This is a genomic window from Nocardioides sp. CER19, from assembly GCF_029846275.1.
GTDB lineage: Bacteria > Actinomycetota > Actinomycetes > Propionibacteriales > Nocardioidaceae > Nocardioides.
Genome location: NZ_JARVWS010000002.1, coordinates 659,149 through 676,945, shown reverse-complemented (window position 1 = coordinate 676,945; position 17,797 = coordinate 659,149). Strand labels below are relative to the sequence as shown.

General features: G+C 72.4%; 17 protein-coding genes and 1 pseudogene. 12 read left to right on the top strand and 6 right to left on the bottom strand.

Annotation, left to right across the window (positions count from 1 at the left end; genetic code table 11):
* Window positions 1-3: 3 nt before the first annotated feature.
* The gene (locus tag QDS12_RS11720; protein WP_279879177.1) at window positions 4-264 is read right to left on the bottom strand and encodes an acyl carrier protein; all 261 of its coding nucleotides are present in this window, start codon (window positions 262-264) and stop codon (window positions 4-6) included.
* An 87-nt stretch (window positions 265-351) separates the two neighbouring features.
* Here QDS12_RS11720 and QDS12_RS11715 point away from each other — a divergent pair, with 87 nt between their 5' ends.
* The 3 genes from QDS12_RS11715 to nadE are packed head-to-tail and all read left to right on the top strand — an operon-like array spanning window position 352 to window position 3,593.
* Window positions 352-585, top strand: a complete 234-nt coding sequence (locus tag QDS12_RS11715; RefSeq protein ID WP_279879176.1) for a hypothetical protein — start codon at window positions 352-354, stop codon at window positions 583-585.
* Window positions 585-2,600, top strand: a complete 2,016-nt coding sequence (gene asnB, locus QDS12_RS11710) for an asparagine synthase (glutamine-hydrolyzing) (protein ID WP_279879175.1) — start codon at window positions 585-587, stop codon at window positions 2,598-2,600. The genes QDS12_RS11715 and asnB overlap by 1 nt, the downstream gene beginning before the upstream one ends.
* A 3-nt stretch (window positions 2,601-2,603) precedes the next feature.
* Complete coding sequence (nadE, locus tag QDS12_RS11705; RefSeq protein ID WP_279879174.1) at window positions 2,604-3,593, top strand: NAD(+) synthase; 990 nt, start codon at window positions 2,604-2,606, stop codon at window positions 3,591-3,593.
* On the opposite strand, the gene QDS12_RS11700 is transcribed toward nadE, so the two are convergent.
* The 3 genes from QDS12_RS11700 to QDS12_RS11690 all read right to left on the bottom strand — a co-directional run bounded on the left by QDS12_RS11700 (window position 3,571) and on the right by QDS12_RS11690 (window position 6,375).
* The gene (locus tag QDS12_RS11700) at window positions 3,571-4,002 is read right to left on the bottom strand and encodes a 4'-phosphopantetheinyl transferase superfamily protein (RefSeq protein WP_279879173.1); all 432 of its coding nucleotides are present in this window, start codon (window positions 4,000-4,002) and stop codon (window positions 3,571-3,573) included. The two genes, nadE and QDS12_RS11700, sit on opposite strands and share 23 nt — an antisense overlap.
* Window positions 3,999-4,751, bottom strand: coding sequence for a hypothetical protein (locus QDS12_RS11695; RefSeq protein ID WP_279879172.1), 753 nt, complete (start codon window positions 4,749-4,751; stop codon window positions 3,999-4,001). The genes QDS12_RS11700 and QDS12_RS11695 overlap by 4 nt, the downstream gene beginning before the upstream one ends.
* Before the next feature lie 109 nt (window positions 4,752-4,860).
* Entirely contained in the window at window positions 4,861-6,375 is a 1,515-nt protein-coding gene (locus tag QDS12_RS11690) for an AMP-binding protein (RefSeq protein ID WP_279879171.1), read from the bottom strand.
* Between the two features lie 144 nt (window positions 6,376-6,519).
* Between QDS12_RS11690 and QDS12_RS11685 the strand changes: the two genes are divergently transcribed.
* The 6 genes and pseudogenes from QDS12_RS11685 to QDS12_RS11660 all read left to right on the top strand — a co-directional run.
* Window positions 6,520-7,497: an LCP family protein gene (locus QDS12_RS11685; RefSeq protein ID WP_279879169.1), complete on the top strand. Its 978-nt coding sequence runs from the start codon at window positions 6,520-6,522 to the stop codon at window positions 7,495-7,497.
* A 109-nt stretch (window positions 7,498-7,606) separates the two neighbouring features.
* Window positions 7,607-8,722: an LCP family protein gene (locus tag QDS12_RS11680; RefSeq protein WP_279879168.1), complete on the top strand. Its 1,116-nt coding sequence runs from the start codon at window positions 7,607-7,609 to the stop codon at window positions 8,720-8,722.
* A 127-nt stretch (window positions 8,723-8,849) separates the two neighbouring features.
* Window positions 8,850-9,548 (top strand): hypothetical protein, encoded by a 699-nt coding sequence (locus QDS12_RS11675; RefSeq protein WP_279879167.1) that lies wholly within the window; start codon window positions 8,850-8,852, stop codon window positions 9,546-9,548.
* Entirely contained in the window at window positions 9,548-10,774 is a 1,227-nt protein-coding gene (locus QDS12_RS11670; RefSeq protein ID WP_279879166.1) for an MFS transporter, read from the top strand. The genes QDS12_RS11675 and QDS12_RS11670 overlap by 1 nt, the downstream gene beginning before the upstream one ends.
* Window positions 10,771-11,784: a hypothetical protein gene (locus tag QDS12_RS11665; protein ID WP_279879165.1), complete on the top strand. Its 1,014-nt coding sequence runs from the start codon at window positions 10,771-10,773 to the stop codon at window positions 11,782-11,784. Before QDS12_RS11670 ends, QDS12_RS11665 begins: the two co-directional genes overlap by 4 nt.
* 32 nt (window positions 11,785-11,816) lie before the next feature.
* Window positions 11,817-12,314, top strand: a pseudogene (locus QDS12_RS11660) (acyltransferase); the annotation flags it as partial.
* Between the two features lie 79 nt (window positions 12,315-12,393).
* Here QDS12_RS11660 and QDS12_RS11655 read toward each other — a convergent pair.
* Window positions 12,394-12,951: a LuxR C-terminal-related transcriptional regulator gene (locus QDS12_RS11655; RefSeq protein WP_279879164.1), complete on the bottom strand. Its 558-nt coding sequence runs from the start codon at window positions 12,949-12,951 to the stop codon at window positions 12,394-12,396.
* A 584-nt stretch (window positions 12,952-13,535) separates the two neighbouring features.
* Between QDS12_RS11655 and QDS12_RS11650 the strand changes: the two genes are divergently transcribed.
* Window positions 13,536-14,246, top strand: coding sequence for a response regulator transcription factor (locus QDS12_RS11650; protein ID WP_279879163.1), 711 nt, complete (start codon window positions 13,536-13,538; stop codon window positions 14,244-14,246).
* A gap of 47 nt (window positions 14,247-14,293) precedes the next feature.
* Here QDS12_RS11650 and QDS12_RS11645 read toward each other — a convergent pair whose 3' ends face one another.
* On the bottom strand, window positions 14,294-15,028 hold the full coding sequence (locus QDS12_RS11645) for a LuxR C-terminal-related transcriptional regulator (RefSeq protein ID WP_279879162.1): 735 nt from the start codon (window positions 15,026-15,028) through the stop codon (window positions 14,294-14,296).
* Between the two features lie 626 nt (window positions 15,029-15,654).
* On the opposite strand from QDS12_RS11645, the gene QDS12_RS11640 reads away from it, so the two are divergent.
* On the top strand, window positions 15,655-17,073 hold the full coding sequence (locus tag QDS12_RS11640; RefSeq protein ID WP_279879161.1) for a HAMP domain-containing sensor histidine kinase: 1,419 nt from the start codon (window positions 15,655-15,657) through the stop codon (window positions 17,071-17,073).
* Window positions 17,042-17,740 (top strand): response regulator transcription factor, encoded by a 699-nt coding sequence (locus QDS12_RS11635; protein ID WP_279879160.1) that lies wholly within the window; start codon window positions 17,042-17,044, stop codon window positions 17,738-17,740. Before QDS12_RS11640 ends, QDS12_RS11635 begins: the two co-directional genes overlap by 32 nt.
* Window positions 17,741-17,797: the final 57 nt, after the last annotated feature.

Sequence of the window (17,797 nt, the reverse complement as noted above, 5' to 3'; positions counted from 1 at the left end):
CCGTCAGACGCCCGCGGTGGCCGTCTTCCGGGTCACGAACGCCTCGAGCCGGTCGATCCCGTCCAGGTTCTGCGGGACCGTCTCGTCGTCGGCGACCTTGACGCCGAACTCCTGCTCGAGGAACTCGATGAGCTCCAGGATGCCGGTCGAGTCGATCACTCCGGTCTCGACCAGCGAGTCCGTCGGCGCCGGCATCCGCGACTCGTCGGCGAGCAGCAGGTCCTCGAGGATGAACTTCTCGAGCCTATCCCTAATATCAGCCATTTCCGTCCCCTTCACGCGGCTGTGAGCAGCTTTCGTCGGTCCTATTGGGGGCCACGGGTCCTCGGTCGAGGGCCCGTCCGGCACACCGTGGACGACATGCAAGGGGACGATATGTCGCACGATCTGCGTCACCGGGTCGGTGACGAGAACATAGCCCTTTTTGGTGGCGACGAGGACGCCGACCTGACGGCCGTGCGCGTGGCGATCTATCTCGAGGACGCCCTCGCGATCACGCTGCCGCCGCGGCTGCTCGACGCCGCCCACCTGGGCACGCCGGAGGCCCTGGCGACGACCCTCGACGGTCTGCTCGGGCCCGCCTGATGTGCGGTGTCTGCGGGGTCTACTCCCCCGCCGAGCGACCCGACGGCGGGCTGGTCACCCGGATGATGGGCGCCCTCTCCCACCGCGGCCCCGACGGCAGCGGGCTCTTCCGCGACGAGAGGGTGGCGCTCGGCCACACCCGGCTCGCGATCATCGACACCGCGCACGGCGTCCAGCCGATGTGCAACGAGGACGGCCGCGTCTGGGTCACCTTCAACGGCGAGATCTTCAACTACGTCGAGCTGGCCGCCCAGCTCCGCGACCGCGGGCACACGTTCCGCACCCACAGCGACACCGAGGTCATCGTGCACGCGTGGGAGGAGTGGGGGCCGGGCTGCTTCGAGCGCTTCAACGGTCAGTGGGCGCTGGCGATCTGGGACCGCCGCACGGACCGGCTCGTGCTGTCGCGGGACCGGTTCGGCGTACGTCCGCTCTACTACACGCGCGCGGGGCGGCGGCTGCTGTTCGCCTCCGAGGTGAAGGCCTTGTACGTCGACCCGGCGGTGTCGCGGGCCCTCGACCCGGTCGGCCTCGACCAGGTGCTCACGTTCTGGTCGGTCGTCGCGCCGCGGACGGTCTTCGCGGGCGTGAGCCAGGTGCCGCCCGGCAGCTACGTGGTGGTCGAGCAGGGCACCGAGACGCTGCACAGCTACTGGGAGCCGACGTTCCCGGCCGCGGGTGCGGAGCCGCAGCAGGACCTGGCGACCAACGTCGAGGAGCTGCGCGAGCAGGTCGTCGAGGCCACCCGGTTGCGGTTCCTGCGCAGCGACGTCCCCGTCGGCGCCTACCTGTCCGGCGGCATCGACTCCGCCGTCACGGCCAGCGCCATCGCGGCCTACACCGACGCCGAGCTGCACACCTTCTCCCTGCGGTTCGCCGACGACGAGTTCGACGAGGGCGGCTTCCAGGGCCTGATGGCGAAGCGCCTCGGCACCGTGCACCGCGACATCGTCGTGACCGAGCGCGACATCGCCGACGTCTTCCCCGACGTCGTGTGGCACGCGGAGAACCCGTTGCTGCGGACGGCGCCGGCCCCGATGTTCCTGCTGTCCCGCCTGGTGCGGGACTCCGGGTTCAAGGTCGTGGTGACCGGGGAGGGCTCGGACGAGGTGCTCGCCGGCTACGACATCTTCCGCGAGGCCAAGGTCAGGGCCTTCTGGGCGCGCGACCCCGAGTCGCCGAGCCGGGCCCGCGCGGTCGAGCTGCTCTACCCGTGGATGCGGCGCTCGCCCAACCAGGCGCCGGCCTTCGCCAAGAGCTTCTTCGGGCGCAACCTCGACCCGGGGGACCCGGCGCTGTCGCACCGGCCGCGCTGGGACTCGACGGCGACGCTGAAGTCGATGCTGACGCCGGGCGCCCGCGCGGAGGTCTCCTCGGCCGACGACCTGGTCGCCGGCATGCCGGCGGCGAGCGCGAGCTGGGACCCGCTCGCCCGCGCCCAGTGGCTCGAGATGACGACGCTCCTGCCCGGCTACATCCTGGCCTCGCAGGGTGACCGCATGCTGATGGGCAACTCGGTCGAGGGCCGCTTCCCCTTCCTCGACCGCAACGTGGCGGCGCTGGCGAGCCGGTTCCCGGCCCGGCAGAAGATCCTCGGCCTCGACGAGAAGCACCTCCTCAAGCGCGCGTTCGAGGACCTGCTCCCCCGCGAGATCGTCGATCGCCCCAAGCAGCCCTACCGCGCCCCCGACGCCGCGAGCTTCTTCGCCGGCGGCTCGCCGGACTGGCTCGACGACGTGACGTCGCCGGGGGCCGTCGTCGACGCCGGCGTGTTCTCCCCGGTGATCGTCGACCGGCTCCTCGACAAGTGCCGGCGCAACGGCGGCCGCGGCATCAGCAACACCGACAACATGCGGCTGGTCGCGATCCTCTCGGTCCAGCTGCTGCACCGCCAGCTCGTCGCGGGCGGCCGGACGGCACTCGCGGAGCCGCCGGCTCCCGTCGCCGTCTTCGACTCCCTCGACCCGACCACACCCGACGTTCCCTCGATCGACCACTACGAAGTGAGGACCTGACCCATGAGCACCAAGTTCGGAACCGACAGCCTCGTCATCGACGAGGCCGCGGAGGTCGCCCGGATCGCCGAGACGATCCGCGCCTACGCCGCCCGGAACAAGCGCAAGGGGGCCGTCGTCGCGGTCTCCGGCGGCATCGACTCGAGCGTCGTGGCGGCCCTGTGCGTCCGTGCGCTGGGCGCCGAGCGGGTGTTCGGGCTGCACATGCCCGAGCAGGAGTCGTCCTCCGAGACGCTCACCTACAGCATGAAGCTCACCGACTCCCTCGGCATCGACTCGGTCCTCGAGGACATCTCGCCGATCCTGGCCGGCGTCGGCTGCTACGAGCGGCGCGACGACGCGATCCGCCGGATCTTCCCCGACTACGGACCGGGCTACAAGTCCAAGATCGTGTTGCCCAGCGTCGTGGACTCCGACGCGTTCCGGCTCTACTCGGTGGTGGTGGAGGACCCCGACGGCCACCAGGAGAGCCGCCGGCTGACCCCCGACGCCTACCTGGAGATCGTCGCGGCGACGAACTTCAAGCAGCGGACGCGCAAGATGCTCGAGTACTACCACGCGGACCGGTTGAACTACTTCGTCGCCGGCACGCCCAACCGCCTCGAGTACGACCAGGGCTTCTTCGTGAAGCTCGGGGACGGGGCGGCCGACGTGAAGCCGATCGCCCACCTCTACAAGTCGCAGGTCTACGCGCTGGCCGCCTACCTCGGCGTGCCGTCGGAGATCCAGGAGCGGCCGTCGACCACCGACACCTACTCCCTGCCGCAGTCGCAGGAGGAGTTCTACTTCTCCCTCCCCTACCAGCGCATGGACCTGTGCCTCTACGGCCTCAACAACGGCGTCCCCGTCGAGGAGATCGCCGAGGCGACCGGCCTCACCGTTGAACAGGTCGAGCGGGTGTTCCGTGATACCGAGCAGAAGCGCCGGACGACGGCTTACCTGCACGAGCCGCCCACGCTGGTCGCGGAGATCAGCGAGGTAGGACACCACTAGGAAGGGTGGTGCGGCGCCCGGCCACCGCCACGGCGATGGCCGGGCCGTCCGGGCGCCCGGGGCACAGCGCGACCTCGACAGAGTCCACGCCCAGACGCCGGGCGAGCTCGGCGGCTCCCCCGCTGAGCCTCACCTCGAGCCGGCCGGGCGCGGCGGCGTCGAGCACCGCGATCTCGCGCCAGGGCAGCGGCGCGCTCCAGTCCTCGGGGCCGAGCGCCTTCCACACCGCCTCCTTCGCGGCGTAGCGCGCGGCGAGCGCCCGAGCGCCCCGGTCGCCGCGCCGCTCGTGGCACTGGGCGATCTCTTCCGCCGTGAACCACTTGGCCGTGAAGGAGTCGCCGCGTCGCTCGACCAGGCGGAAGAACCGGTGGGTGTCGGCGACGTCGATCCCGACGCCGTGGATGCTCACCGGGCGGGCGCGTTGGCCGACACGACGCGGACGAACTCGGCGGCGGCCGCCTCCGCACCCTGCTCGTTGAGGTGACCGCGGTCGGAGCGGAGGTTGTCGTTGAGGACGTAGTAGGTCCCGTCGCCGTCGCCGCGCCTGGTCGGCGTGGCCTGCATGGTCGACTCGACGGCGGCGATGTCGAACAGCCGCCCGGACATCCCGTACTCCTCGCGGATCAGCTCGTTGTAGCGCTGCCGCGCTCGGTTGTCGTCGGGCCCCATCCCGTCGTCGCGGCCGAGGACGGCCTTGATCTTCGCCTTGACGTTCCGGTCGGCGGTCAGCGGCGCGGTCGTGTAGAGGAACCGCACGTCGGGGTGGCGCGCCGCCAGGTCGGCCATGGTCGACGTGTAGGCGTCGAACACCGCTCGGACGTCGGTGCCGGCGACGATGTCGGCGTAGCAGAACTTCACCAGCGCGACGTCGACGTCGTCGCCGAGCGGCCCGTCGACGAGCCGGGAGAAGTCAGCGAGCTTGCCGAGCGGGTCGCCGTTGCGGCCGACGTACGCATGGGCGATGAAGCCGCGTGCCGACGTCGCCACGTCGCGGGTCTCCACGATGAGCGGCGCGGGCAGGTGGGCCTGCCGGTAGACGTCCGGCAGCGCACCGAGGAGGTTCGCGCCCACGGACTGGTGGCCGAACAGGATCTTCGTGCGGGCCACCGTCTGCAGCTCCGTCGCGGTGGGCTCATCGAACTGGACCGGTCGAGTCACGCCGGGGCTCCTTCCGAACCAGGTCACCGCGGCGGTGACCAACAACAGGACGACGATCGGTCCGACCGCCGCTCGCGCTACCGAGGTCACCCGCATCATCGTCCACCCCTCAGCTCGCGCGCAGCCCTGAGACGGACTCCTCGGCCAGTCGCACGCAGAGGGCGCGGACCTCCCGCTTGACGACCTTGCCGTTCGCGTTGAGCGGCAGCCGGTCGACGAAGTGGACGGCCTCGGGGACCAGGTGCTTGGCGAGCCGGGTGCGACAGTGTGCCTGCACGTCCGACGGCTGGACCTCCGAGCCCGGCCGCCTGACGGCGACGACCTCGATCCGCTCGCCCGCGGCGGCGTCGGGAACGCCGACGGCCGCGGCGGAGACCAGGTCGGGCAGCTCCATGGCCACCGCCTCGACGTCCTGGCTGGCGACCCGGTGCCCCCACGACTTGATGAAGTCCTCGCTGCGGTCGACGACGTAGAGGTAGCCGTCCTCGTCGACGCGGGCGAGGTCGCCGGTGCGGAGGACGCCGTCGGGCATCTTCCGCGCGGTCGCCTCGGGGTCGTCGAGGTAGCCCGGCGACACGTTCGCACCCCGCGCCCAGATCTCGCCGACCTGGCCCGGTGCCACGGGCTCGCCGTGCTCGTCGCGCACGCTGAGCTCGACCCCGGGGATGCCCCGCCCGATCGAGCCGGGCCGGCGCAGCAGCTCCTCCGGCGGGAGGTAGGAGAGGCGGGCGGTGGCCTCGGTCTGCCCGTACATGACGAAGACCCGTGCCTGGGGCTGCGCCGCGAGCAGCTCGTGGAGGACCGCGGGCTCGAGCCGTCCGCCCGCCTGCTGGACGCTCCGCAGACCCGGCACTGCCTCGTGGCCGAAGGAGCTGCTGCGCAGCAGCAGGTGGAACGTGGACGGTACGCCGGCGAAGCCGGTGCACCGCTCGGCGACGAGCTTCTCCACGACCGACTGGGGGTAGACGAAGTTGGGCTGGATCACCACCGCGGCACCCGCCCGCAGGTGCGTGTGGAGCAGGGAGGCGCCGAACACGTAGGAGAACGGCAGCACGACCAGCATCCGGTCGTCCGGCCGGATGTCGAGATAACCGAGGATCGATTCCGTGTTGGCCTGGAGGTTGCGGTGGGTGAGCCGGGCGACGCGCGGTCGGCCGGTCGTGCCCGAGGTGAACATGTAGACGGCGTCGGCGTCCGGATCCACCGCGACGTGCTCGAGCGGACCCGGCGACCCGATGGGGTCCCCCGGCGCCTGCTCGGCGACGACGAGGACGTCGGTCAGCGACTCGGTGGGGAGCTCCCGCACCTGGCGCCGGCCGAGGAACACCGCCCGGGCGCCCACCCAGCGCAGCCGTGCCAGCGCCTCGTCCCGTGTGAGGGTCACCGGGATGGGAACGACAACCAGGCCACGGGACAGCGCGGCGAGGTAGGCGCTCGCCCAGAACATCCCGTTCGGCGCGACCAGGCCGACCGGTGTCCCGGGCGGCAGGTCGGCGGCGGCCAGCCGGGCGGCCAGCGCAGCGGCCTCGGTCCGCAGGTCGTCGTACGTGTGCTCGCGGCCGGCCTCGCTCATGACGGTCGCGGCACCGTGCGCCGCGTCCAACAGGAAGGCAGCCGTGTTCATGTGACACCCCTTGTGCGGGGACCGGGCCCCGAGCCGTCGTCGACCGCCCCAGCATCGGGCGCGCACGCGCCGCACCCCGGCGGCCCGCCCGGATCACCCGAATATTGAGTAGTTGGCGGGCGCGGGCTCGCCACGACGGGGCGCATGGCTTTACCTGCCACCGTGATCGCGCTGGTCCCGGCGTCCGAGCGCCGGTCGAGGCGGCCGGGCTCCCGCCGGCGCACGGTCGGCCTCTGGTTGGTGCTCCTGCTCGTCGCGATCCCGGTGGCCTCGGGGTGGTATCTCGAGCACCGGATCATCGGCCGGCTCGACCGCATCGACGACGCGTTCGCGGGGCTCCACGACCGACCGGCCCGGCCGACCGGCGCCGAACCGGGAGCCGGGGCCGTCAACCTCCTGCTCGTCGTCACCGACCACCGGGCCGACTGGGCGACGCTGCCCCGGACCGACCGCTCCGACGCGGCCATGCTGGTCCACCTCTCGAGCGATCGCCGATCGGCCGTCGTCGCGGCGCTGTCGCCGGCCGTGTGGACCGGTGCCGGCGCCGACGCGACCCCCGCCCGCCCGCGGACCGCGTCGGTCGTCGGCGCCGTGGAGCAGGCGACCCGCATCCGCGTCGACCACGTCGCGATCGTGGACTGGCAGGAGTTCGGCGAGCTCACCGACGAGGTCGGCGGCATCGAGCTGGAGGTGCCGCAGCCCGTGCGCGACAACCTGGACGGGTCGGTCTGGCTGCCGGGCCTGCGCTACTTCACCGGGCCTTCCGCACTGGACTACGCCCGGCCGCGTCCCGGTGTGCCTGGCGACGAGGTCGCGAGCGAACGACGGCAGCAGGCGGTCCTGGGCGAGGTGCTGCGCCGCAGCCTGCACCAGGAGATGGCCCGCCACCCGCGCATGCTCTACGGCTTCCTCCGGAGGCTCGCGGGCCACAGCACGGTCGACGACCAGTGGTCGGCGTGGGAGATGAACCGACTGGTCTTCTCGCTGCGCCACCTCCGGTCGGCCGACATGATGTTCGTGGCCACGCCCCGGTCCGGCGACGGGAACGAGACGCTCTGGGACCTGGTGCGGACCGACCGCGTCGACAGGTCGACGGCCCGCCGGTGGCTGGTGCCTGGCTGACGCGGGCGGCCGGGGCCGCCTCGAGCGCCGACCCGAGCGCCGACCCGAATATGGTGTAGTTGACGGCCCCGACGGCGTCCGCGCGGCGCGGTCAGCGTCCCATTCCGGCGTGACGTTGACCGCTGAGGAGGAGCCCGGGCTCGACGACGAGGGGCCGGCTGCGCCACTGCCGCGGCGATCCCGGCGGAGCCGCCACCGGCTGCGCCGCTTCGTGGTCGTCCCGGCCGCCGTGCTCCTCGTGCTCGGCTCCGTGCCGCTCGGGATCGGCTGGTACCTCGAGCACCAGCTCACCAGCAAGATCGGTCGCATCGACGGGGTCTTCCGCCAGCTCGACGCCAGCGAGCGACCGGCCCGGCCGGCGCCGGGCACGCCCGGCGCGAAGGCGGTCAACATCCTGCTGATGGGGACCGACCGTCGCTCCGATGTCGCGACGACCGGCGACGACGCCGAGGCACCGGCGTGGGTCCCCGGCGCCCAGCGCTCCGACACCCTGATGCTGCTGCACCTCGACGGCAGCCGACAGGCCGCGGCGGTGGTCTCGATCCCGCGCGACGCCTGGGTGCCGATCCCGGGCCACGGCTACGGGAAGGTCAACTGGGCCTACTCCTTCGGCGGTCCGTCGCTCACCGTGGCGACCGTCGAGCAGCTCACGGGCGTGCGCATCGACCACCTCGCCGTCGTCGACTGGACGGGCTTCGCGGAGCTCACCGATCGCGTCGGCGGGGTCGACCTCCAGGTCCCGGACACCGTCCACGACTCCGCCAACGACGTGGCCTGGACGGCGGGGTGGCACCACCTCGACGGGAGACAGGCCCTGCTCTACGTCCGTCAGCGCTACGGCCTGCCGGGCGGCGACCTCGACCGGGTGAAGCGCCAGCAGGCGTTCCTGCGCGCGGTCCTGGAGGCGAGCCTGCACCAGGAGATGCGCAAGAGCCCGCGGATGCTCTACGGGTTCCTCGACACGATGGCCGGCAGCCTGAGCGTGGACTCCGGGTGGTCCAGCACCGAGATGGCCAAGCTGGCGTTCTCGATGCGGGGCTTCCGCACGGCCGACCTGCGCTTCCTCACGGCGCCGACGCTCGGCACCGCCCGGATCGGGTCGCAGAGCGTCGTACGGCTCGACGGGCCGGCCGGTGCCGAGCTGTGGCAGGACCTGCGCACCGATCGCATCGACCAGTGGGCGGCCGTCCACTGGCGGGAGCTCACCGGCGACGTCGTTCCCTGAGGGCTCCCCAAATCAGGGGATCGCCGGCGACGGCGGCCACGAGGCCGCCGGCTGACCGACTGCACTGGTGCCGTCCCGCGCGTCTCGCGAGCAGCGCGCCCGGACCTGCCGACAGCAAGGGGATGACATGGCCACGACCCGGACGATGGCTCTCGGGGCCACCGGCGTCCTCGCGGTGGTGGCCGCCGCCGTCATCGGGGCGACCGCCGGCGACCACCACGGCACGACGAACGCCGACGAGGGCCGGCCCAGCGCGAGCGCGACCAGCAGGCCGACGGCGGGCGGGGGCGGCGGCGCGACGACACCGCCGGCGACGGGAACGCCGGGCCAGGCCGGTTCGGCGTCGACTACGTCGACCGCGGGCTCCGACGCCGGAACGACCGGGCCGACCTCGGAGCTGCTGCCGAGCGCCTCGAGCGCCCCGACGACCACCGGCTACGTGCTGCCGCACCCCTCGACGACCGAGCCGGACCCGCTGCTGAGCCCGACCCTGCCGAAGTCGGGCGTGGCCCGCGGCCGGCTCGTGAACGGTTTCCCGCGCGCGCTCGCACCGCCGAAGGGCACCGAGGTGGAGTCGAGCAGCGTCGCGGTGGCGAGCAACGTGCTCCAGGCGGCGCTCGTCGCCACGGGCGGTGACCCGCAGTCGATCCTGCTGCACTACCGCGAGCTGCTGACCGAACGCGGCTACGCGGAGCAGCCCACCCAGGCGGTCGAGAACTCACCCGCCATCGCCTTCGCCAAGGGCGACGACAACGTCACGGTCACCACGCAGGAGGGGAAGACCTACCTGCTCGCCATCCTGCGGCCGAAGGACGCCGAGGACTGATGTACCTCTCGCTCAGCGACCGCCCGTCCGCCGCGAGAACCGCCCCGACCACCCCCCGGCGCGCGCCGCGAGGTCGGGTCGCCCGGCTCGTCGTCACGCTCGGTGTGGTCAGCCTGCTCACCGACATCTCCAGCGAGTCGGTGAGCGCGATCCTGCCGCTCTACCTCACCAGCGTCATCGGGCTCAGCACCGTCGCCTACGGCTTCGTCGACGGCCTCTACCAGGGCGTCAGCGCGCTGGTGCGGATCGCCGGCGGCTGGGTCGCCGACAAGAGCGGGCGCCCGCAGCGGGTGGCGCTGGCCGGCTACGGCCTCAGCATGGTCGCCCGCGTCTTCCTCCTCTTCGCCGGCGGCGTCGCGACGATCTCGACGGTCATCTCGGCCGACCGGATCGGCAAGGGCCTGCGCACCGCGCCGCGCGACTCGATGATCACCGCGGCCAGCGACCCCGCCCACCTGGGCCGCAGCTTCGGGGTCCACCGCGCCCTCGACACCGTCGGCGCCGCGATCGGCCCGCTGCTCGCCTTCCTCATCCTCTGGGCGATCCCCGACGGCTACCACACCGTGCTCGTGGTCTCCCTCGGCTTCGCCGTCCTCGGTGTCGTCGTCCTGGCCCTGTTCGTCCCGCGCGACGCCGGCGGGGTGCAGCGGCACGAGCAGGTGCACTGGCGCCAGGCGCTGAGCGGGCCGATGGTGCGGCTGCTCGTCGTCGCCGGCTTCCTCGCCCTGCTCACGGTCGGCGACGGCTTCGTCTACCTCGCCCTGCTGGACAGCACCGACGCGGCGGCCCGCTGGTTCCCGGTCCTCTACGTCGGCACCAACATCGCCTACCTCGCGCTCGCGGTCCCGATGGGCCGGCTCGCCGACCGCGTCGGTCGCACCCGGGTGCTCGTCCTCGGCCACCTCCCGCTGGCCGGCGCCTACGTCGCCGCCTGCCTGGCGACCGGGGTGCCCGGCGCGCTCGCCGCGCTCGCGCTGCTCGGCACGTTCTACGCCTGCACCGACGGCGTCCTCGCCGCCGTGGCCGCCCGCACCGTCCCGGACGAGCTGCGCACCAGCGGCATCGCGTGCGCCCAGACGGTCGTCGCCCTCGCCCGGATGGGCGCCAGCGTCGGGTTCGGCGTGCTGTGGTTCGCGATCGGGCCGCAGCAGGCGCTGGTCCTCGTCGCCGGGACGCTCGCGGTAGCGGTCGCCGGTGGCGCGGTCGTGCTGCGAGGGCGCCCGTGACGACACGCCAGCGACTGCTCGTCCTGCTGGTCGCCGTCCTGGTCGTCGCGACCGGCAGCACGGCGTACGCCCTCGCCGAGCTGCACCGCTCCCGCGCCGTCAGCACCCGTCCGCCGACCGTGCCGACGACGACGCGCGACGCCCTGACCGGGCCGCGCCTGGTGTTCCGGCACACCGGCCTCGACGAGGAGTACGGCGTCGTCGCCGAGGTGCCCCTCGACGACCCCGGCGGTGCCCGCACGTTCACCGACGTCTCCTGCGACCGCGTCTACGCGACGGCCACCGCTGCCTCCTGCCTGCGGACCAAGCGCGGCGTGGTGACCACCTTCCAGGAGGTCGACCTCGACGCCGACTGGCAGCAGGTCCGGGAGGCCGGGCTGCCCGGGATCCCCAGCCGCACCCGTCTCTCACCGGACGGCACACTGGCCGGCAGCACGTCGTTCGTGACCGGCCACTCCTACATGACCACCGGCTTCTCGACCGCGACCGAGATCCACCGGGTCGGCGGCAAGAGCCTCGGCAACCTCGAGACCTTCACGCTCTACCTCGACGGCAAGCGGTCGGAGCCGACGGACCGCAACATCTGGGGCGTCACGTTCGCCGCCGACGACAACACCTTCTACGCCACCGTCGCGACCCACGGCGTCACCTACCTGGCCCGGGGTGACCTCACCAAGCGCACCCTGACCACCGTCGCCGACAAGGTCGAGTGCCCCTCGCTCTCCCCCGACGGCACGCGGATCGCGTTCAAGCAGAAGGTCGACCACGGCAGCGGCACGTGGTGGACGCCGGCCGTGCTGGACCTGTCCACGATGAAGCGCACCGTGCTGGCCGGTGAGGCCCGCAACGTCGACGACCAGATCGCGTGGCTCGACGGCGACACGCTGCTCTACGGCCTCGCCCGCGCCGACCAGGCGGGCGTCACCGACATCTGGTCGCTCGACGTCGCCGCGGGTGCGAAGCCGCAGGTCTACGTCGAGCAGGCCTGGTCACCCGCGGTCGTCCGATGACCGCCGAGCACCCACACCGCCCGGAGGAAGCCATGACAGCCCGTATCCACGCATCCGCCGACGTCGACCCGGCCGCCAAGGTCGGCGACCGCACCCTCGTCTGGCACCTGGCCCAGCTCCGGGAGGAGGTCCGGGTCGGCGCCGACTGCGTCATCGGACGCGGCGCCTACCTCGGCCCCGGCGTCATCGTGGGCGACCGGTGCAAGATCCAGAACCACGCGCTCGTCTACGAGCCGGCGGTCGTCGCCGACGGCGCGTTCATCGGGCCGGCGGTGGTGTTCACCAACGACCTCAACCCGCGCGCGGTGACGCCCGACGGCCGGCTCAAGGGCTCCGACGACTGGGACTGCGTCGGCGTCATCGTCGAGGAGGGTGCCAGCATCGGCGCCCGCGCGGTCTGCGTCGCGCCGGTGCGTATCGGCGCCTGGGCGATGGTGGCGGCCGGCTCCGTGGTGACCCGCGACGTGCCGGCGTACGCGCTGGTGGCCGGCGTCCCCGCCCGGCAGATCGGGTGGGTCGACCGGAGCGGGCAGCGGGTGCCGGCCCGGCCGACCGACACCTAGACGGTGGGAAGTGACCGCTCGCCTGTGAGTGGTCACTTCCCACCGTCTAGGCCCAGAGCTCGACCGGCTCGTCCGGCTCCTTGACGTCCATCTCCAGCAGGTCGTCGAGGGCGGCGACCGCGCCGAGCTGGGTGTTGACGTGCAGCTTGCGCAGCACCGCCTTCACCTGGCTGCGCACCGTCGCTGGGGAGATCTCGAGCAGCTCGGCGATGCGGGCGACCGGGTCCCCGGCATACAGCATCGTGAGCACCTCGTGCTCGCGCGGCGTCAGCGACTGCACCCGCTGCCCGACGAGCTCACGACGCTCGAGCAGCTCCCGCCACATGTCGACGAGGCGCTCGCGCTCCGCGGGCGGCGTCGCGACGCGACCCTCGGCCACGCCGACGACGACGTCGCAGACGTCGTCGAAGCCGGTGCTGCTGGGCAGCACGATGCGCGCGCCGGCGTCGAGGACGGCGCCCCACATCGGCCCGTTCGGGGCGGCGGTCAGCACCACCCACGGCGTCGGGAACCTCGTGACGAGCAGTGACGCAGCCCGCAGCCGCGGCCACCGGTCGAGGTCGCTGATGAGCAGGCCGGCGTCGCACCGGTCGTGGGGGGTCATTCGACGCGGCACCGTGTGCTGGTCGCCTGGCCAGCGCATCGTCGACGCCTCGAAGTCGCGGCTCCCGAGACTGGCGCGCACCGCGTCGGCGACCAACGCCTGCTCAGAGGCAACCGCGACGCTCCATCGCCTTGCCGGCTTCGATCCGGACATCCACCACCTGCATTCATCGGAGGCATGGCCAGGCGGTACATCGACCGCCGATGACTCATCGTCCGATGCCGCTGCGCCCGGTGCGACGGGCCGGACGGGCCATCCCCCAGTTTTGGGGAGGGCCCGCGCGAACCCCCAGGAACGGCGCGCCTCCCACCGCGGATCCCAAAATTGGGGTAAGGCATCCGCCTCATGCGGTATGACCGCCCGAAATGACTAGGTTCCTCGTCAGGACATGATCCCGCTTCGGGACGAAGGTCCTGGTCACATGGGGGGGCCCTCGGGGGCACAAGCGGTCCGTACCGGAGACGGTCGGGCCGCCCCACACGTCAGCCACGAGGGGGCCGAAGTATGTACGCGTTCAGCGCGTTGGGCACGCATGCCCACATCCGCACCGCCCGAGCACCTCGCCCCGGCGAGGAGCGTTGGGCATGACCATGACGATGCCGATCACCCAGGCGCCGTCCTCTCGGGCACAGCTGCGCATCCTCATCATCGAGGACCACATGCTCTTTGCCGAGTCCCTCGAGCTGGTGCTCTCCGTCGAGGGGTACGACGTCCGCCGCATCGCCGTCCCGGACAACGCCGGGTCCCCCGGGTCCCTGCTGTCCTCCCTGGTGCGGCTCCGCCCGCGGATCGTGCTCCTCGATCTCGACCTGGGCGGCTTCGGCGACGGCGTCCGGCTCATCGCACCGCTCGCCAAGGCCGGGATCAACGTCGTCGTCGTGACGGCGTCGTCCGACCGGGGCCGCTGGGGCGAGGCGATCAGGTACGGCGCCCGCACGGTGCTGTCCAAGGCGCAGCCGCTCAGCAACATCCTGGCGACGGTCCGCCGCATCAACGAGGGACTGCCGGTGATGACCCACCAGGAGCGCGAGGACCTGCTCCGGACGTGGCACCAGCAGCGCTCGGAGCTCCAGGAGCTGCTCTCCCGCCTCGCCCTGCTCACCGCTCGCGAGTCGCAGGTCCTCGGTCGCCTGATGCAGGGCCGCACCGTCCATGACATCGCGGCGCTGAGCGTCGTCTCCGAGGCGACCGTGCGCACGCAGGTGAAGTCGATCCTCGCCAAGCTGGAGGTGTCCTCCCAGCTGGCCGCCGTCGGCATGGCCCACCAGGTGGGCTGGCGCCCGCCGACGCTCTGAGAGTCACCGCCCGGGTCGTCCCGGCCCGGGCGGCGCCGGAGCGCCGCTCAGCGGGTCTGCTCGGTCGGGAGCGGCCTCGGCAGCCGGTGCACGGTCCTGCCGTCGAAGACGTCCAGCACGTCGTCGAAGGCGGCGACGGCCGCGAGCTGGGTGTTCACGTCGAGCTTGCGCAGCACCGACTTGACCTGGCTGCGCACGGTCGCCGGTGCCACCTCGAGCATCTCCGCGATCCGCGCGACCGACTGGCCGGCGTACATCAGGCGCAGCACCTCGCGCTCTCGCGGCGTCAGCCGCGAGAGCCGCTCGGCGACCTCGTCGTGCCGGGCGCGCATCTCCCGCCAGGCCTCCTCGAGCTCGAGACGTTCGTCCTCCGGCGTGTCGATCTCGTGCCGGACGACCGCCTGGAGCAGCTCGCTGATGGACTCGAGCCGGGTGGCACCGGGCAGCACGACCCGGGCACCGGCCGCGAGGAGACCACCCCAGGCCGGGCCGCGCGGCGACGTCGTCAAGGCGACCCAGGGCACCCGGACGCGCTCGACGATGAGCGTCGCCGCGCGGATCCGTGACCACCGGTCGAGGTCGCTCAGCAGCAGGCCGACCTCCACCGCAGCGGGCTGGGTGACCTGGCGGCGGGGGCTCGGCAGGCGTGCGTCACCCGGCCACCTGACCACGAGCGCGTCGTGTCCTCGGCTGGCGAGTGCCGCGCGGACGGCATCAGCGATCAGTGCCTGGTCTGAGGCGACCAGCACCCTCAGGCGTTCCGGTGCCGGCGACGTTGCCATGGGCTCACCCCGCGTGGACTGTGTGTGGGTCACGGTGACCCGGCTGGACCGACGGCCCTCCCCGTCGTCGCCATCGTGCGGGTGCGTGGCCACGCCGCGGCCGCTCAGAGGTCCGGTCCCCTAGATTTGGGGATGCCTCCTGCGTGGGCGAGGGAGATCCTGGATCCGCCACCAGCCGCTCGGGAGGGAGCCGAAGCGAGCGTGAGGCCTCGTTCGTCGCGTCTTCCCCGTTCGTCCCCCAAGGGAAGGCGGGTCGGCCTCGTCTCGGCGTCATCACCCCCACGGCGACGCCGGCGTCCACCGGGCGGCTGGTGCTTGCCCCGGAGTCCGGGCCGGACTCTGGCCCGGACTCTGGGGTCCCGCCCCTACACCATTCGCGGGCCACTCCCCAAATTGTGGTATAGCGTCTCGGTCGAGGAGGGAGGGCTTCTCGGGGTCGCCATACCTTCAAGCGGTTTTCTGGAGGATTGTCTGACACGGGGGTAGCGGCCTGGCCGCGAGCCGACGACTCGAAAGGGGAGGGTCCGTCGGTGCGATCCCCCGCGAGGGGCTGGGGGCCTTGGATGACGTCGGCACGAATACCGGGGGGTAGCTGGTCCTGGCGCCGTACCTGCCTGGTTCTGGGCGTGGTGCTGGTCCCGGCCCTCTCGCTGAGCATGTTCTTCGCCGACGGCGACCGGCTCGCAGGCATCGCGCAGTTCGACGGCGTGATCGTGTCGCCGGCGGCGCTCGTCTCGGCGATCGCCTGCTACGCGGCCTGGCGGGTCAACCCGCGGCCGGGACTGGCCTGGACCTCGTTCGCGGTCACGCTCCTGGGCTGCCAGGGGCTGATGCTCGCCGCCGTCCAGCTCATCCGCTTCCCCCACCCCGTCGAGGGGCTGTGGGTGCTGGCGGCGGACCTGACCGTCGCGCTCGTGATCCTGCTCTCCGTCACGGTCGGACGCCACGTGCGGTTCCAGCCGGACCCCGCCGCGGCCGGCTTCGCCCTGGGCGCGGTGGTGGCCGTGCTGCGCCTGGCGTGGCTCGACCAGAGCCCGACGCTCGGCCACGACCTGCCCCTCGTGTCCGTGGCCGTCCTCTCCGTCGTCGCGTTCGTCGTCGCCGCGTGGTCGCTGCTGAGGGTGCGGTCCATCCCCCTCTGGGCACGCCAGCGGACGGCGGTCACGGTCCTGCTGATCGGCGGCGCACACGTCGCGCTCTACCTCGGCGACAGCCCGACCGCGCACCTGATCGCCATCGTCGGCGACACCCTCGGCGCCGTCGCCCTGGTCAGCACGTCGCTCTCGCTGTTCTTCCTCGAGGTGGCGGTCGACGAGCGCAACCGGAGCAACCTCAACGACGAGCTCGAGCGCGCCCAGCGCGCGATCCGCGTCCAGCGCGCCCAGTTCCACGAGATCAACTCGACGATCGCCGGCATCACCTCGGCGAGCCGGCTGCTCCGCTCGGCCGGAGGTATCACCGACCAGCGTCGGCTCCTCCTGGAGGACATGATCCTGGCTGAGCTGAGCCGACTCGAGCGGCTCATGGCCCGGCCTGCCGACGCGTCCGCACGACGCGTGATGGACCTGGACGAGACGATCCACACCCTGGTGCTCTCGCAGCAGGCCCGGGGCAACCGGGTCCACTGGTCACCGTGCGGTCTCCGCGTCAACGCCCAGCCCGACGCCGTGGCCGAGGTCATCAACATCCTCCTCGACAACGCGGCCAAGCACGGCCGGTCGTCGGCCGAGGTGGCCGTCAGCCTGGTCGGGGACATCGTCGAGATCGCCGTGCACGACGACGGGCCCGGCGTCGACGACGCGCTGCGCACCCGCCTCTTCGACTGGGGCGCGCGGGGCCCCCGCTCGAGCGGCCAGGGCATCGGCCTGCACATCGCCCACGAGCTCATGCAGCGGCAGGGTGGGTACCTGGAGATTCGCGACGGGAGGTCGGGGGGTGCCACGTTCGTGATGGGTCTTCCCCGCGGTCACGTCGACCAGGTCGACCACCACGAGCAACGAGATGGCGACGACGATGACTCAGAAGCCGCAGCAGACCTCGCGTAGCCAGGTCCGCATCGTCATCGTCGAGGACCACGTCCTCTTCGCGGAGTCCCTCGACCTGGCCCTCACCGTCGAGGGGTACGACGTCCGGCGGGTCGACGTACCCGTGGACGGCGCCGGCGCCGGGACGCTGCTGTCCACCCTGCTGCGGCTGCGCCCCCGCGTCGTGCTGCTCGACCTCGACCTGGGCGCCTTCGGCGACGGGGTGCGCCTGATCGCGCCGCTCGCGAAGGCGGGCATCAACGTGGTCATCGTGACCGCGTCCCCCGACCGCGGCCGCTGGGGCGAGGCGCTGCGGCACGGTGCCCGGGCGGCGCTCTCCAAGTCGCAGCCGCTCAACGACATCCTCGCCACCGTCCGGCGGATCAACGCCGGCCTGCCGGTGATGACCCACGAGGAGCGCGAGGAGCTGCTCCGGCTGTGGCACGAGAAGCGGCGGGAGACCCAGGGCATCCAGGAGCGGTTCGCCCAGCTGACCTCGCGCGAGGCGCAGGTGCTGGGCCACCTGATGCTCGGACGCAGCGTGCACGACATCGCGACGGCGGGCGTCGTCTCGGAGGCCACGGTCCGGACCCAGGTCAAGGCGATCCTGGCCAAGCTGCACGTGTCGTCACAGCTCGCGGCGGTCGGTCTGGCCCACCGGATCGGCTGGCGGCCGCCGGCGCTCTGACCACCTCCCAGGGACTGGTCGGGTTCTTCCCGCATTTGCGGCATGCCCCGCTCCACA